The 14,789-nt window shown below is 50.4% G+C and carries 14 protein-coding genes; 6 read left to right on the plus strand and 8 right to left on the minus strand.

Annotation, left to right across the window (positions count from 1 at the left end):
* Nucleotide 1: 1 nt before the first annotated feature.
* The 4 genes from HQN79_RS01760 to HQN79_RS01775 all read right to left on the minus strand — a co-directional run bounded on the left by HQN79_RS01760 (nt 2) and on the right by HQN79_RS01775 (nt 6,201).
* Entirely contained in the window at nt 2–3,169 is a 3,168-nt protein-coding gene (locus HQN79_RS01760) for an efflux RND transporter permease subunit (RefSeq protein ID WP_173283987.1), read from the minus strand.
* 9 nt (nt 3,170–3,178) lie between these two features.
* Complete coding sequence (locus HQN79_RS01765; RefSeq protein ID WP_173283988.1) at nt 3,179–4,441, minus strand: efflux RND transporter periplasmic adaptor subunit; 1,263 nt, start codon at nt 4,439–4,441, stop codon at nt 3,179–3,181.
* A 78-nt stretch (nt 4,442–4,519) separates the two neighbouring features.
* A complete protein-coding gene (locus HQN79_RS01770; RefSeq protein WP_173283989.1) occupies nt 4,520–4,942 on the minus strand; it encodes a hypothetical protein in 423 nt (140 codons plus the stop codon).
* Nucleotides 4,943–5,025: 83 nt separating this feature from the next.
* A complete protein-coding gene (locus tag HQN79_RS01775) occupies nt 5,026–6,201 on the minus strand; it encodes an aminotransferase class I/II-fold pyridoxal phosphate-dependent enzyme (RefSeq protein WP_173283990.1) in 1,176 nt (391 codons plus the stop codon).
* Nucleotides 6,202–6,310: 109 nt separating this feature from the next.
* On the opposite strand from HQN79_RS01775, the gene HQN79_RS01780 reads away from it, so the two are divergent.
* From HQN79_RS01780 to HQN79_RS01795, 4 genes are all read left to right on the plus strand, one after another.
* The gene (locus HQN79_RS01780; RefSeq protein ID WP_173283991.1) at nt 6,311–6,796 is read left to right on the plus strand and encodes a YajQ family cyclic di-GMP-binding protein; all 486 of its coding nucleotides are present in this window, start codon (nt 6,311–6,313) and stop codon (nt 6,794–6,796) included.
* A gap of 4 nt (nt 6,797–6,800) precedes the next feature.
* On the plus strand, nt 6,801–7,715 hold the full coding sequence (gene argB, locus HQN79_RS01785) for an acetylglutamate kinase (protein WP_173283992.1): 915 nt from the start codon (nt 6,801–6,803) through the stop codon (nt 7,713–7,715).
* A gap of 30 nt (nt 7,716–7,745) precedes the next feature.
* On the plus strand, nt 7,746–8,573 hold the full coding sequence (locus tag HQN79_RS01790) for a mechanosensitive ion channel family protein (RefSeq protein WP_173283993.1): 828 nt from the start codon (nt 7,746–7,748) through the stop codon (nt 8,571–8,573).
* A gap of 139 nt (nt 8,574–8,712) precedes the next feature.
* Nucleotides 8,713–9,483 carry a sulfite exporter TauE/SafE family protein gene (locus HQN79_RS01795; RefSeq protein WP_173283994.1) on the plus strand — a complete coding sequence of 257 codons (771 nt, stop codon included), beginning with the start codon at nt 8,713–8,715 and terminating at the stop codon, nt 9,481–9,483.
* 80 nt (nt 9,484–9,563) lie between these two features.
* Here HQN79_RS01795 and HQN79_RS01800 read toward each other — a convergent pair whose 3' ends face one another.
* The 4 genes from HQN79_RS01800 to nfo all read right to left on the minus strand — a co-directional run bounded on the left by HQN79_RS01800 (nt 9,564) and on the right by nfo (nt 12,802).
* Complete coding sequence (locus tag HQN79_RS01800; RefSeq protein ID WP_173283995.1) at nt 9,564–10,430, minus strand: OmpA family protein; 867 nt, start codon at nt 10,428–10,430, stop codon at nt 9,564–9,566.
* Between the two features lie 200 nt (nt 10,431–10,630).
* On the minus strand, nt 10,631–11,161 hold the full coding sequence (locus HQN79_RS01805) for a SixA phosphatase family protein (protein ID WP_173283996.1): 531 nt from the start codon (nt 11,159–11,161) through the stop codon (nt 10,631–10,633).
* A gap of 26 nt (nt 11,162–11,187) precedes the next feature.
* Nucleotides 11,188–11,832 carry an orotate phosphoribosyltransferase gene (gene pyrE, locus HQN79_RS01810; RefSeq protein WP_173283997.1) on the minus strand — a complete coding sequence of 215 codons (645 nt, stop codon included), beginning with the start codon at nt 11,830–11,832 and terminating at the stop codon, nt 11,188–11,190.
* A 130-nt stretch (nt 11,833–11,962) separates the two neighbouring features.
* A complete protein-coding gene (gene nfo, locus HQN79_RS01815; RefSeq protein ID WP_173283998.1) occupies nt 11,963–12,802 on the minus strand; it encodes a deoxyribonuclease IV in 840 nt (279 codons plus the stop codon).
* Between the two features lie 204 nt (nt 12,803–13,006).
* On the opposite strand from nfo, the gene HQN79_RS01820 reads away from it, so the two are divergent.
* Both HQN79_RS01820 and HQN79_RS01825 read left to right on the plus strand, forming a co-directional pair.
* Nucleotides 13,007–13,522, plus strand: coding sequence for a hypothetical protein (locus HQN79_RS01820; protein ID WP_173283999.1), 516 nt, complete (start codon nt 13,007–13,009; stop codon nt 13,520–13,522).
* Between the two features lie 167 nt (nt 13,523–13,689).
* Nucleotides 13,690–14,763: a flavodoxin domain-containing protein gene (locus HQN79_RS01825; RefSeq protein ID WP_173284000.1), complete on the plus strand. Its 1,074-nt coding sequence runs from the start codon at nt 13,690–13,692 to the stop codon at nt 14,761–14,763.
* The last annotated feature ends 26 nt before the right edge of the window (nt 14,764–14,789 follow it).

Below are 14,789 nucleotides of genomic sequence, written 5' to 3' on the forward strand. Positions count from 1 at the left end.
TTTAAACTCCTTTCTGTTCCGTGCTCTGTAGCGTTCCTTTGTTAAGGCGGTACAGCATCAGCAGATAGGTAAGCGTCGGTAACAGAATCATGGAAACCAGTGGGGCCGAGATCATGCCGCCGATCATCGGCGCGGCAATGCGCTGCATGACGTCCGAACCGGTTCCCTGACCAAACATGATCGGCAGTAGGCCGAGTACGATGACACTGACGGTCATGGCTTTGGGGCGCACTCTCTGTACGGCACCCTGCAAAATGGCTGCTCGTAACTGTTCGCTATTCTGCAGACGGTTTTCCGCCTGCGCCTGATCGATCGCCTGTTTGAGATAGAGCAGCATGACGACGCCGAATTCGGCGGCGACCCCGGCCAAAGCGATCATTCCGACCGCGACGGCAATCGAATAATCGAATCCAAGCCAGAAGATAAACCATACGGAACCGAGCAGAGCGAAAGGCACCACCAGCATGATCATCAAGGCTTCGAGCATGTTTTTGAAGATCGCATACAGCAACACGAAGATGATCAGTAGTGTCAGAGGGACGATCTGCTGCAGACTCTGTTGCGCTTTGAGCAGATATTCATATTGGCCGCTCCAGGTCAGGCTGTAACCGGCGGGGAGCCGAAGCTCGTCATTGACGATTTTCTGTGCCCGTTCGATGTAGCCTGCCAGATCCGTTCCGGGCTGCAGGTCGACAAAGGTCCAACCGTTAAGGCGGGCATTTTCCGACTTAATCATCGGCGGGCCGAGTTTGATTACAATGTCGGCGACCATGCCGAGTTGCAGCTGGCGTCCCTGCGATGTAACGATCGGAAGCTCCTGCAAGCCTTGCACCGAATCGCGCCACGTTTGAGGATAGCGCAAATTGATGCTGTAGCGTTCTCTGCCCTCCAGGGTCGTCTGCAGCTTTTTACCCCCCACGGCTGTAGCGACGATATCGGCCAGCTCCCCGGCTTGCAGTCCATAGAGCGCCAGCTGTTTAAGGCGTGGCAGGATTTCGATATAGCGTCCGCCCTCAGAGCGATCGGAGTAAGCGGAAAGGGTACCGTCGATTTTAGAAAGAATCGCTTCGAGTGATTTACCGATGTTTTCGATCTGACTGAGGTCGTCACCGGAAATCTTAATGCCGATCGGGGTCTTGATTCCGGTCGACAGCATATCGATACGGGTTTTGATCGGCTGAACCCAGGCATTGGTCACGCCAGGGAGTTTGACCGTCTGATTCAGCTCGGCAATCAGTTTGTCCAGCGTCATACCGTCGCGCCATTGGCTTTTGTCCTTAAGCTGGATAGTTGTTTCAATCATCGTTAAAGGCGCCGGGTCGGTGGCGGTGTCGGCTCGGCCGATTTTACCGAAAACGCTTTTGACTTCCGGAAACTGTTTAATCAACCGGTCGGTCTGTTGAAGCAGAGCCTGCGCATTCCCGATAGACAGTCCCGGCAAGGTGGTCGGCATATACAACAGATCACCTTCTTCGAGTTCCGGCATGAATTCCGAACCAAGCTGTTGCCACGGATAGATGATGGTCGCCATGGAAAGTGTCGCCAGTAGAATCACGGTTTTCGGCCATTGCAGAAGAAAAGCCATAACAGGATGATAAAGTGCGATGAGAAAGCGGTTAAGCGGGTTTTTCGATTCTTTAGGCAGTTTGCCGCGCACAAAATATCCCAGCAGAACCGGTACCAATGTGATCGCCAGACCGGCTGCTACGGCCATAGACAGGGTTTTTGTCAGTGCCAAAGGCGTGAACAGTCGGCCTGCTTGTTCCTGCAGAGCGAAGACCGGTATGAAGCTCATGGCGATAATCAGCAGCGATAGAAACAGGGCGCCGCCGACTTCTTTTGACGCCTTAAGAACCAATGCCCAATGTTCTTTCGGATTCGGCAGTCGTGCATTCTGCTGTTCGAATTGTTCCATCTGTTTGTGGGTGTTTTCGATCATCACAATGGCGGCATCAACCATGGTCCCTATGGCGATAGCAATCCCCGCCAAACTCATGATGTTGGCACTGATGCCAAGCCAGTTCATAATGATAAATGCGCCCAGAATCCCCAGCGGCAAGCTGACAATGGCGACCAGCGCAGAACGTAGGTGGAACAAAAACAGAATCGAAACCAAGGCGACCACCAGCATCTCTTCGAGCAGTTTGTCTCCGAGGTTGTCGATCGAGCGTTCGATCAGCGCTGAACGGTCATAGGTTTCGACCAGTTCAACGCCGTCGGGCAGGCCTTTTTTCAATGACTCGAGCTTGTTTTTAACCGCTTGGATAACGTCGAGCGCATTCTCTCCGGAGCGCATGACGACGATACCGCCGACCACTTCACCTTCACCGTTGAGTTCGGCAATTCCCCGGCGCGATTCGGCCCCGAATTTCACCTTGGCGATATCCCCTAAAAGCAGTGGGATGCCGGCCGAAGATTCTACGCCGATGCTCAGCTGTTGCAGGTCTTCGAGACGGGTGGCGTAACCTTTGAAGGCGACCATATATTCGGCTTCGCCCTGCTCCAAAACGGAGGCACCGAGCTCGGCCGAACTGTTTTTAATCGCTTGCTGCACCTGTTGCAGATTGATGCCGTAGGCGCGCAGTTTATTCGGGTCAATCTCGACCTGATATTGGCGCAACAGACCGCCGAGAGAGGCGACTTCGGATACGCCCGGAACGGATTGCAGTTCATACTTGAGAAACCAATCTTGCAGCGAACGCAGCTGAGCCAGATCATGCCGATGACTGTAATCGACCAGTGCATACTGATAGACCCAGCCGACCCCGGATGCATCAGGCCCGAGAGTTGGCTGGACTGCGTCAGGCAAGCTGTTTTTAACCTGCGACAGATATTCGAGAACGCGTGAACGGGCCCAGTAAGGGTCGGTTCCATCCTCGAAGAGCACATAAACATAAGAGTCGCCAAAGAAGGAATAACCGCGTACGGCTTTGGCTTTGGGGACCGACATCATCAGGCTGGAGACCGGATAGGTGATCTGGTCTTCAACCACTTGCGGGGTTTGCCCCGGATAGTTGGTTTTAATGATGACCTGTACGTCCGACAGATCGGGGATCGCATCCAGCGGCGTCTTATGCAGCGACTGCCATCCGACAATGGCGATCGCAGCACTCACCAGAAGTACCAGCAGGCGGTTGCGGATGGAATATTCGATAATCTGATTTAACATTCCGGCCTCCTATTGCGTTTTCAGGAGGCGGCGCAGATTACTTTTGATCTGGCTTTCCGAGTCGATCAGGAACTGCCCGGAGGTAACGATCTCCTGACCGTTCTGCAGTCCGGACAGAACTTCGACTATGTCGCGCGACTGCATGCCGGTCATAATCTCGACCACTTCAAACTGATTGTCGTTCAGACGCTTGACGACGCGCTTCTGCCGGCCATCGTCAATCACAGCCTCCAGCGGAATCGCAAGTACATTCGCTTTCGGGCCGCCGAAAATTTCTACATCCATCAACATGTTCGGTCTTAAGGCGCCGTCTTGGTTGTCCAGAGGAATTCGCACGCGGGTAGCCTGGGTCTTTTTATCGGTCACCGGATAAATGTAGCTGATCATTCCTTCCCAGCGTCGTCCCGGAAAAGCATTAGAGGTGACATTCGCGGTCAGATCTTCGGCCAGCCACGCCTGCTGTAATGGCAACACTTCGGCCTCCAGCCAGACGGTCGATAGATCCTGCAGGCTCATTAGCTCGGTCTGTGGTTGAACATACATACCGTTCTGAACGCTCAGGTTGACGACCACGCCGTCCTGTTCGGCGTAGACGGGTATCTCGTTATACGGCGTTTTACGCTTTTCCAGCGCTTTGATGGTGCCTCCGCTGATGCCCAGAAAACGCAGACGATTTTTGAGTGCCTCCAGAATTTCGCTGCCACCGCGGCGCAATTGCGATTTTTTCAGCGCCAGCAGGAAATCCTGTTGTGCGGAAACGATTTCCGGAGAATAGACTTTATACAGCAGCTGACCCTTTTTAACGGCTTCGCCGTTGTCGCGAACTGCTAAATGGCTGATCCAACCACTGGCTCGAGGGTGTACATGAATCACTTTCGATTCGTCGGCCACTACGGTGCCGAATGTAGGGATGTATTTCCACAAAGTCGTGTTCTGCACGCGGGTGGTACGGATTGCAAATCCCTGTTTGATGTCTCCCGGCATGGATTGCCCGCTTGCAATCTGTAATTGATTGCTCTGCTGCTCAAAAGCCTGACGCACCAGAGCCATACCGCAGATCGGACAGGTGCCTTCATGGTCACGGATAATCTGCGGGTGCATCGGACAGACGTATTTGTACAGCGTATCGGAAGCATGATCGGATTCTTCCGCTCCGAGTGTATCAAGCCCATTGTGCTCTTCAGAGGAATGAGCATGTTGTTGTGTATCCTGTTGTGCAAAGACATTCAGGCTGAGTGCGCAAAAAAGCACACCGATAATTCGTGCTGACATAGTTAAAGCCCTTTAAAATCAAGAAAAGAGAACCGCTGACATCTTCAAGTGGATTGGCGGTTATGGTCTGTTTTCGGTTTACAGGCTTTGTGGCGGGCGTTCAGGCAGGTTGGGCATGCCGCTGCTTAGAGCAGGTGCAGGTGTGATTTCGTGCTTTTGTACGGTAAGACTTACAGTGAAAGAAGCAGCTTCGGGCAGAGTGATTGACCCGATATGCAAATGCTTGACGCAATCGCATTGATCGCCACAGTCAGGGCATGGTCCGGAATGAAAGTGATTGTGATGGTCGCAGCAGGAATCCGCCATTTGGGCTTCATGCATGTCGCAGTGAACGGCATGGTCTTCTGTCTGCATCATGTGCGCATGAGTAGCGTGCATCTCAGCAGCCGATTCGGAAGCTGGCTGAGCGTCGGGCAGCAGAACGGCTTCCGCCAATACCGGACGAAGCAGAATGCTCAAACTGAGCATAATCAGAATAATTCCTTTTACCGCTTGCATCATTTCTGTTCTCTGAATTTATCTGGGCGGAGTCACCCCGAACTTTTTTCGAGTATAGCTCACTTTTTTTATGTCGATTCAATAAATTAGGCGTGTAAAGTTCGAACAAAAGCTTGAATTCTTTCCACAGCTTCCTCAATTCGTTCACTGGTATAGGCCAGGCGAACATAGTGGTTTCCCTGACTGGAACCGAAATCGGTGCCGGGAGTGATCGCCACACCAGTGGCTTGTAAGAGGTCAGCGCAGAACTGCTCAGAATCCCGGCTCCACTGCGAAATGTCCCAGTACAGGTAAAAAGCGCCTTGTGGCAGTGTTTTCAGATTGAAACCGGCTTGCTGCATAGCGCTATGCAAACGGTCGCGACGTTGCTGAAAAATTTGTCGGCGCTGTTCCAATTCGGTCAAGGCGTCTTCTTCCAGTACCGCTAAGGCGCCATACTGTGACGGTGTCGGCGCACTGAGGTAGAGGTTCTGCCCGAGGCGATCCAGCACATCGACAAGATGCGTGGGGGCTACCGTCCAACCTAAACGCCAGCCGGTCATACCGAAGAATTTGGAAAAGGAGTTAATGACAATCACATTATCCGGCAAGTCGCGCTGGGCCAGAATACTTTCCGCCGGGCGGTCGTAAACCAGTCCCTGATAAATCTCGTCGACGATAAGGTAGCAGTCGCGTTCGCTTAGAAATTGCGCCATGTCGTGCAAGGCGTCCTGTTCAATCAAGGTACCGGTCGGGTTGGCCGGGCTGGCGACCATCACCGCTTTGATCTCTTTTGACCAGTGCTGCTCCAGGAGTTTCAGGGAGAGTTGGTACTGAGTATCGGCGTCAACCGGTACTGCTTTAACCTTGCCGTGCAGCAATTCGACAAACTGGCGGTTGCACGGATAGGTCGGGTCGGCCATCAGAACCTGATCCGATGGGTTAAGGATGGCTGTCAGAACCAGTTGCAGCGCCGAAGAGGAACCGGGGGTGATGATAATGTTGCTCGCGGCAACCTTGGCATGATAAAAACTACGGTAAAACTGCGCCAGTTTCTTACGCAGGGAAGGGAGACCAAGTGTTGGCGTGTAGTGTGTCAGTCCCTGTTCTGCAGCCTTCATGGCGGCGCGATGGACGCAAGCCAGAGAAGGAAAATCCGGTTCGCCGATTTCCATGTGAATAATATCTTTGCCCTCGGCTTCAAGTGTTTTGGCCTGGCCGAGTATTTTCATGACTCGAAAAGGGGCGATTTGCTCAGCGGTTCGGGAGATTGGCAGTGTCATGGGACTCCTATGCTTGAAATTTTCGCCAAGTCGCGGCCTCTTGAAAAACTCTTTCAAGCTTCATGGTAAAATTAATGGTTTGGTGAATTTTAAATGAATAGGAGGCGAAATGCCGTCTTTTGATATTGTTTCCGAATTGGATAAACACGAATTGCAGAACGCTGTCGATCAGGCGAACAAAGAGGTTACGACGCGTTATGATTTCAAAGGAACCGAATCCGAGTTTATTTTGAACGGCACGACGGTCACTATGAGTACCGAATCGGACTTTCAGCTTAAGCAGATGTTGGATATTCTGATTCAGAAAGCGAACCGCCGCAATATCGATGTGAAATGTATGGAAGAGAAAGCCCCGACAATTCAGTTGAAAAGCGCCAAACAGGATATTGTGATGCGCGAAGGGCTAGATACCGCGATCGCCAAAAAAATCGTCAAGGCGATCAAGGACAGTAAAATCAAAGTGCAGGCGGCTATCCAAGGTGAAAGCGTTCGCGTTACCGGAAAAAAACGCGATGATCTTCAGGCAGTCATGCAGCTGCTTCGAGGAATGGAAGAGATCGAGATGCCGTTGCAGTTCAACAATTTCAGAGATTAGACGGATGCGAGTACAAAAGACCATGAATTTAAATAAAGAACAGGCCCAGAATATCGCTTCGGTTTTGGCTGAAGCGCTTCCTTATATCCAGCGCTTTTCCGGTAAGACGATCGTCGTCAAATACGGCGGAAATGCCATGACCGATGAGCATCTTAAAGCCGGCTTTGCCCGCGATATCGTGCTGATGAAACTGGTCGGCATGAACCCGGTTGTGGTGCATGGTGGCGGACCGCAGATCGGCAACCTATTGGAGAAAATCGGTAAGGAGTCGCAGTTTATTCAGGGGATGCGCGTTACCGACACCGAAACAATGGATATTGTCGAAATGGTACTGGGCGGACTGGTCAATAAGGAAATCGTCAATCTGATTCATCAGCATGGCGGTAATTCTGTCGGTTTGACCGGTAAGGACGGCAACCTGATTACAGCCAAAAAATTGACCTTAACCAAAGACGATCCGAGTGCATCGGCACCGGAAATTATCGATATCGGACATGTCGGTGAAGTCGAGAACATCAATACCAGTGTCATTGAAATGCTGATTCAAGGCGATTTCATTCCGGTTATCGCTCCGGTAGGTGTCGGCGCTGATGGGCACTCCTACAATATCAATGCGGATCTGGTTGCCGGTAAGGTCGCTGAGGCGCTGAATGCTGAAAAACTGATGTTATTGACCAATACCGCAGGATTGCTCGATAAGGAAGGTAATCTGCTGACCGGGTTAAATACCCAGACAGTAGACAGCCTGATCGCGGATGGTACTATTTACGGTGGTATGCTGCCTAAAATTCAATGCGCTCTGGATGCGGTGCAAAACGGCGTTAATGCCGCGCATATCGTGGATGGGCGCGTTGAGCATGCGGTTATGCTGGAAGTCTTCACCGATGAAGGTGTCGGTACGCTGATTACGGCAGAATAAATTTGATTCTTTTAAAAGTTCGGAGGAGAGATGAACTTTGATTTCGATTTAAACCATTTGGTTAATGACGTTGCGATTCCATGGGGAACCAATATCGCGCTGGCAATTGCGATTTTCCTGCTCGGGCGCATTGTCATCAGTTTCGTACTCTCTTTGCTGGAAAGAGTTTTCAAACGTTCGAGCAAAGTCGATGCGATGCTTTCGGAATTTATTCTCTCTCTGAGCAAGGCGTTTATGCTGCTGGTTCTGGTTATCGCAGTACTGAGCCAGCTCGGTGTCGATACCACGTCGCTGGTGGCCTTGGTCGGTGCGGCCGGTTTGGCAGTAGGTCTGGCATTGAAGGATTCATTGCAGAATTTTGCTTCCGGGGTGATGCTGTTGGTTTTAAAGCCGTTTAAAACCGGAGACTTTGTCGAAGCCGGCGGGGTGATGGGTGTTGTCGAAAAAATTCATATCTTCAACACGGTTATGCGTACCGGGGACAATAAAGAGATCATTATTCCGAACGGTTCCATTTACAGCGACTCCATTACCAACTATTCAGCCCGCGATACGCGCCGTGTTGATATGGTTTTCGGGATCAGTTACGACGACGATATCAAGTTGGCCAAGGAAATTCTGCAGCGTCTTATCTCCGAGGATGAACGCGTTCTTCCCGAGCCAGAGCCGGTAATCGCTTTAGGTGAGCTGGGTGCCAGCAGCATCGATTTCATTGTTCGCCCATGGGTCAACAGCGCCGATTACTGGAAAGTGAAGTGGGAGATGAACGAAAAGGTCAAAATGGCGTTTGACGAAGCAGGTATTTCGATTCCTTATCCGCAGATGGATGTCCATCTGTTTTCGGAAACAAAAGAATAAAACCGACCTTTGGCGCCATTTGACTCTGGCGTAGAAGGGTATGTAGGGGGCGAATGAAAGTTCGCCCCTTTTTTATTTATTGATCTCGGGCCGTCAGTGAGTTCTGCCGGTCGTTTTATATTAAGTTGTATGCGCTTTGATGGATATTTTTGACCAGTTTGTTTTATTGATTATCTCGCTGATTGCCAACCTATTTTCCGCATTGGCCGGCGGCGGAGCCGGGTTGTTGCAGTTGCCGGCGCTGCTCTTTCTGGGATTGCCGTTCGGCGTCGCTTTAGCGACTCATAAGGTCGCTAGCGTTTTTCTCGGTCTTGGTGCGACGGCAAGGCATATGAAATCCTCGAGTATGGATTGGAAGTTCGCCGCTTTTATTCTGGCACTGGGCTTGCCTGGAGTTGTGCTTGGTGCCAGTGTCATTCTGCAGGTAGACGATCGTATTTCGCAGGGTGCGCTTGGCGTGTTAACTTTGGGGCTTGGTCTGTATTCCTGGTTTAAACCCGAGTTGGGACAGGTCATTGATACCAAGCATCGTGATTTAAGCGGCTATGTAATCGGTGGGGCGGTGCTGTTTTTTATCGGGGCCTTAAACGGCTCTTTAACTTCTGGAACGGGGCTTTTTGTGACGCTCTGGTTGGTGCGCTGGTTCGGACTGGATTATAAGTCTGCGGTTGCATATACGCTGGTTCTGGTCGGGATTTTCTGGAACGGTTCCGGTGCCTTGACCTTGGGAATTCTTGGCGAGATTGAGTGGAGCTGGCTTCCGGCTCTGATTGTCGGTTCGCTTTTGGGAGGCTATTTGGGTGCGCACTTTGCCATTGTCAAAGGCAACCGTCTGGTCAAGCGAAGTTTTGAAGTGGTGACGATTCTGGTGGGTGTGAGTCTGATGGCGAAAGCGACTATGGCAGGCTGATTGATCCGAAGTGACAAAGGTATCTCGGAAACAAAAATACCCGCTTAATGCGGGTATTTTTTATGTAGAAGAACCGTTAATTATTTAACGATTTCAATTTCTACGCGACGGTTTTGAGCGCGACCGTCTTTAGTCTTGTTGCTGGCGATTGGTGAAGATTCACCCATACCGATAGCCGTCATACGATCACCGGCGATGCCTTGCTCTTCAAGATAGGTTTTAACTGCGCTTGCACGACGCTCAGATAGAGCCTGGTTATAAGCTTTAGCACCAACGCTGTCAGTGTGACCAGTGATCTTCAGAGTTACATCGTCAACTGCTTTCATGTAGTCGGCATAGTCGTTCAGCTGAGTTTTTGCTTTTGCATTCAGGTTGTTTGAATCGAAGTCGAAGAAACCTTGGAAATGAATCGGCTCATTAACCGGCATTGGCTTAACTTCCGGAGCTGGAGCAGGGAATGGCTTGATTTCAGGCTTCGGTGCTGCAACCGGAGCTGGAGTCGGAGCCGCTGGTTTTTCTTCTTCCCAGCCTTCGCATTTCGCGATAGCGCTATCTTTGCTCCATTTGGTAGAGCGAACACAGCGGTTCATTGAATCGCGAACGATACGTCCTTGGCTGTCAACAACATAAGCGCCCATTCCGTTGTCCATAATGGTTTCGGAAGTGTACTTAGACGCTGCGGCCGCCGCTGCTGCCGGAGCGGCAGCAGTCATTGCTGGTGCTTCGGTTGTTGCCGCTGCAGCCGGAGCAGCCGTTTTGGCTTCACAGCTGGCAATCGCTTTTTCAGGTGTCCATGCACTGCTACGCACGCATTGGCCTGAGCTATCCTTAACGATGGCGCCATTTGCATCAGTGACATAACCGCTGGTATCTTCAGCGGCATTTGCAGCTGGCATCATTGCTGCGGCAGAAACAAAAGCGATTAAAGGCAGTAGCTTTGTTTTCATATCTTAATCCTCAGTAGAAATTAAAAAGTTCGAGTGAATAATAACATATTCACTTGTTTTTAAACTTAAAGTAAGTCAATTCCCTTATTGAATATGGGGTTTGACCTAATCGATAGTTATACACTATATCGAAAAAATTCCAATATCGGTGGTAAATTTATGAAAGATCTAGGATTTATCCACGTAATCTCTAAGCGTTTTTACGCTGTTTTAGCGCTATGCTCACTGTGTTTGATATCTCTCGGACGGATGAATTGTTGCAGAATACCATCACCGGCTTCGAGGTTATGCCAGTTTTCCGGGAGAATGAAGTGCGCCACCGAGGCGGTTGGGAAAAGATGGGTATCGCCTTCCAACGGTTTATTCTGCAAAAAGCAGAATAGTTTTTCCAAGCCCGGGTTGTGGCCGATAATCATGACCCTGTTGGCTTCCTCTACGGAAGAAAGAAGCTGTTTCAGGGTATCCAGTTCCGCCATATAGAGAGCATCTACGGTTTGCGACAGGGCAGGACACTCGCTACAAATTCTTCTTAGTGTCTGTTGTGCGCGCTGAGCGGGAGAGACCAGGATCAGATCGGGAAGCAAGCCTTGATTCAATAGCCATTTTCCGATCTTTTTGGCGTTTTTTTTGCCTTTGTCGGAAAGCGGTCGGTCAAGATCTTCCTGATCCGGTTCCTTCCAATCGGACTTGGCATGTCGAACCAAGAGTAATTCACGCAGTTTATTGGCCATTTTGCCCCCTTTAAACCAAGCCGGGATCAGTTAATCCCGTATTCCTGACGATAGGTCTGCATCGCGGAAAGGTAGCTCTGGTTTTGCTCATCCTCGGAGGTTTGCAGATAATCAATGATATCGTTCAGGGAGATAATGCTGACAACCGGAATGCCGTAATCCCGTTCAACTTCCTGGATCGCCGAAAGTTCGGTTTTACCTTTTTCCATTCGATCAAGCGCGATGACAACGCCGGCCGGTTCGGCACCGTTGGCCTTGATGATATCGATCGCTTCGCGAATAGCCGTTCCTGCCGTAATCACATCGTCAATAATCAGAACTTTGCCTTGCAGCGGATGTCCGACAATATTGCCGCCTTCGCCGTGATCTTTCGCTTCTTTGCGGTTGAAGGCGTAAGGTTTGTCCAGCTGGTGGTTGTTGGCAAGTGCAACAGAGGTGGTCGCGGCCAGAGGAATACCTTTGTAGGCCGGTCCGAAAAGGACGTCGAAATCCAAGCCGGATTCGGCAATCGCTGAGGCATAGCCATTCGCCAGAGTGCTTAACTGGGCGCCGGTATTGAACAGGCCAGCATTGAAGAAATACGGACTTTGACGCCCGGATTTGAGGGTGAATTCGCCAAGTTTCAGAACACCGGTCTGCATCACGAATTCAATAAAATGATTTTTATCCATTGAGGAGGTAAATCCTTTGCGGTAATTACAATTATCTTACTCCAAGCAAAAAGTCTGGCGCAAGGCTGTGAATGTTGATTATTTTAATCGAAAAATTGGCCGATTTTATGGGGACTTGCTGCGCATTTTGTTAATAGCCGGCAAATGCTTTTAATTGGGCGATTTCCTGCGGCCATAAATCCGGTTCGATGGTTTCCAGTGTCATCGGAATATTATCAATTCGCGTATCCTGCATCAGCTTTTCGAAAAACGCCCAGCCGATTTCGCCCTGTCCCAGAGAATGGTGCCGGTCGAGTTTTTGTCCCAAGGTGGCTTTGGAATCGTTGAGGTGCATGCCTTTTAGGTATTCGAGTCCGATGACATCGACCAGATTCTGTATAAATCCCTCGTAGTCGTTTTTAAGATCATAGCCCGCGGCATAGGCGTGACAGGTGTCAATGCAAACGCCAACCCGGGTTTTATCCTCAACTTTGTCGATGATATAAGCCAGTTGTTCATGGGTATACCCGAGATTGGAGCCTTGTCCGGCGGTGTTTTCCAAAACGGCCGTTACGCCGGAAGTTTGATCCAGTGCAAAGTTGATTGATTCGGCAATCAGATTCATGCACTGTTGTTCGCTGATTTCGCGCAGGTGGCTGCCGGGATGAAAGTTCAGGCGGTCTATGCCGAGCTGTTCACAGCGTTGCAGTTCATCGATAAAGGCATCCAGTGATTTCTGGCGTTTATCGACGTCGGGATGACCAAGGTTAATCAGATAGCTGTCGTGCGGCAGAATTTGACCAGGGCCGTAGCCATAGCGTTCACAACGCTCTTTGAAAAGATCGATGCTTTTGGGTGTCAAAGGTTTGGCAACCCACTGTCGTTGGTTCTTGGTAAACAGGGCAAAAGCGGTTGCGCCGATTTCATATGCGCGTAAAGGCGCGTTTTCAACGCCTCCGGCAGCGGAAACATGGGCTCCGATGTATTTCATAATTCACGATCTCTGTATGTTTGCATGGCTTTTGTATTTTGGCACACTTTAAGCTTAAGACCTTTGTGCTGGCCGGTTAACAGGTGGTTTTGGGTCGCAGGATGCGACTCGGCCGGTGCATTATAGCAATCGTGCAGGAATTAAGCCGGAAAGCGCTTTTATACATATCGCGTTTTTATGGCAAGCAAGATAGAGGGATAGAAAATGGCAATTGATTTAAGTAATGTTCAGCCTTTGGGATCTAAAAGCGTGCTGATGGAACAAGCGATGCGCCGCCAGAAAGAACGCAATAAAATGGGCGCGACCGCTAATTACTTTGCAGATATGGATATTGATGACGATATGTTGCATTCGGATTTCAAATGGTTGAAAGAAGATCAGACGGCGATTAAAAATCTGGTCGGCCAGATGGACTCATCGGTTTCTCAGTTGTCGCGCCATCTGAACGAAGTCGAAAGCAAAACGGATCGTTCACGCAAGTATATTGAGAAAGAACAGCAGCTGCTCTTTAAGCAGATCCATACCTTGAACGGACTGCTGAAAAAACAGGTGAATGTATTCGAAAATATCGAGCGACAAATTTCCGACACCCAGATCCAGCAGAAAAAAGTCTGGATGAATGTCGGTATTGCCGTGGTGGCCGGTTTGGCATCTTCCATCACTATTCTGGCGGCATCACCGTTTGCGGTCATGTTGTTCCAGCGTTTGAGTGCTGCCTGATTTTCTGGAAACAGCCCGTTTGTGCGTAATGCCTGGAAGTTAATTCAGGCGTTAATCAAGAGCCGTTTCCCTCTATAACGGCTCGGACTCTCTTCTTTTCTTATGCGGTTTCTCGATAAGGACTCTGGTGCTATGATGTTGCCATCTTTTTAGCCAGTGGTTCCAAAATGCAACTTCAAATCACTCAATCACAACTTCTGACACCACACTCCGCGATTAAATCGGTCTATCTCGTAACATTGCAGCACCCGCAGGGTGAGCGTTTATCCTATCAACCGGGAGACTGGTTAACCGTGCAAGCCGTTAATCCTGCCGGCTTGGTTCGACAGATCCTCGAGCGCCTGAATTTGTCCGGATCAGAAGTCGTCCGCTTGCGTAAAGCAGGCGAGGTCAGTGTGTCCGACGCGCTTGGCCGGCATTTGGAAATTACTCAGTTGAACCCGGCGATACTCAATAAAATGCAGCGTCAACTTCAGTTGGGTGAGTGGTCAGGCCGTGCTGCGATGATCGAGTATGCCTACGGACGCGATATTCTTGATCTGCTAACGGAGTTTCCACAGATGGCGCAAATGGGAATTGAGTTTCTCGATTGGCTTGCCCCTTTGGCCCCGCGTTATTATTCGATTGCTTCCGCCTCCGATAAAACCGTGCAGGTGCTTTTTAAAGCGGTCCGTTACCGATTTAATGACAGAGAGAAAAGCGGCGTTGCCTCCAATTTTCTGGCCGGCTTGAGCTGCGGCGATCTGATCGAAGCGGAGTTTAAAGAAAATCCAATGTTCAAGCTGCCCGACGATCCGCTGACGCCGATTGTAATGTTCGGTGCCGGAACCGGCTTGGCGCCTTTCCTTGGTTTTATGCAGCAGCGCGTACAACAGGCAAACGGTGGTGACAATCTATTGTTTTTCGGTGAAACCGAGAAGGCGCATGCCTGTCTCTGTTGCGATCAGCTCGAGGAGTGGAAAGCGGCCGGGCGTCTTGATCTGTTTTTGGCTTTTTCCCGCGATCAGGCGGACAAGCGCTATGTACAGCATCTTATGCAGGAGCAGAAAGAAAAGCTTTGGGCGCTGTGGGAGGCGGGGGCTGTAATCTATATCTGTGGTAGCCAGCAACATTTGGCTCCGGCTCTGGAAGCGCTTTGGCAGAAGTGGTTTATGGAAGAACTTGGGCTTGATGCTTCTGCCGCCCTGGCATTATGGCAGCAGAGCCGCAAGCAGAAGCGTATCCAGTTAGACGTCTATTAATCTTGTTTGACCTCGATTCGAGCGGC

The sequence above is a fragment of the Thiomicrorhabdus xiamenensis genome (assembly GCF_013282625.1).
GTDB lineage: Bacteria > Pseudomonadota > Gammaproteobacteria > Thiomicrospirales > Thiomicrospiraceae > Thiomicrorhabdus > Thiomicrorhabdus xiamenensis.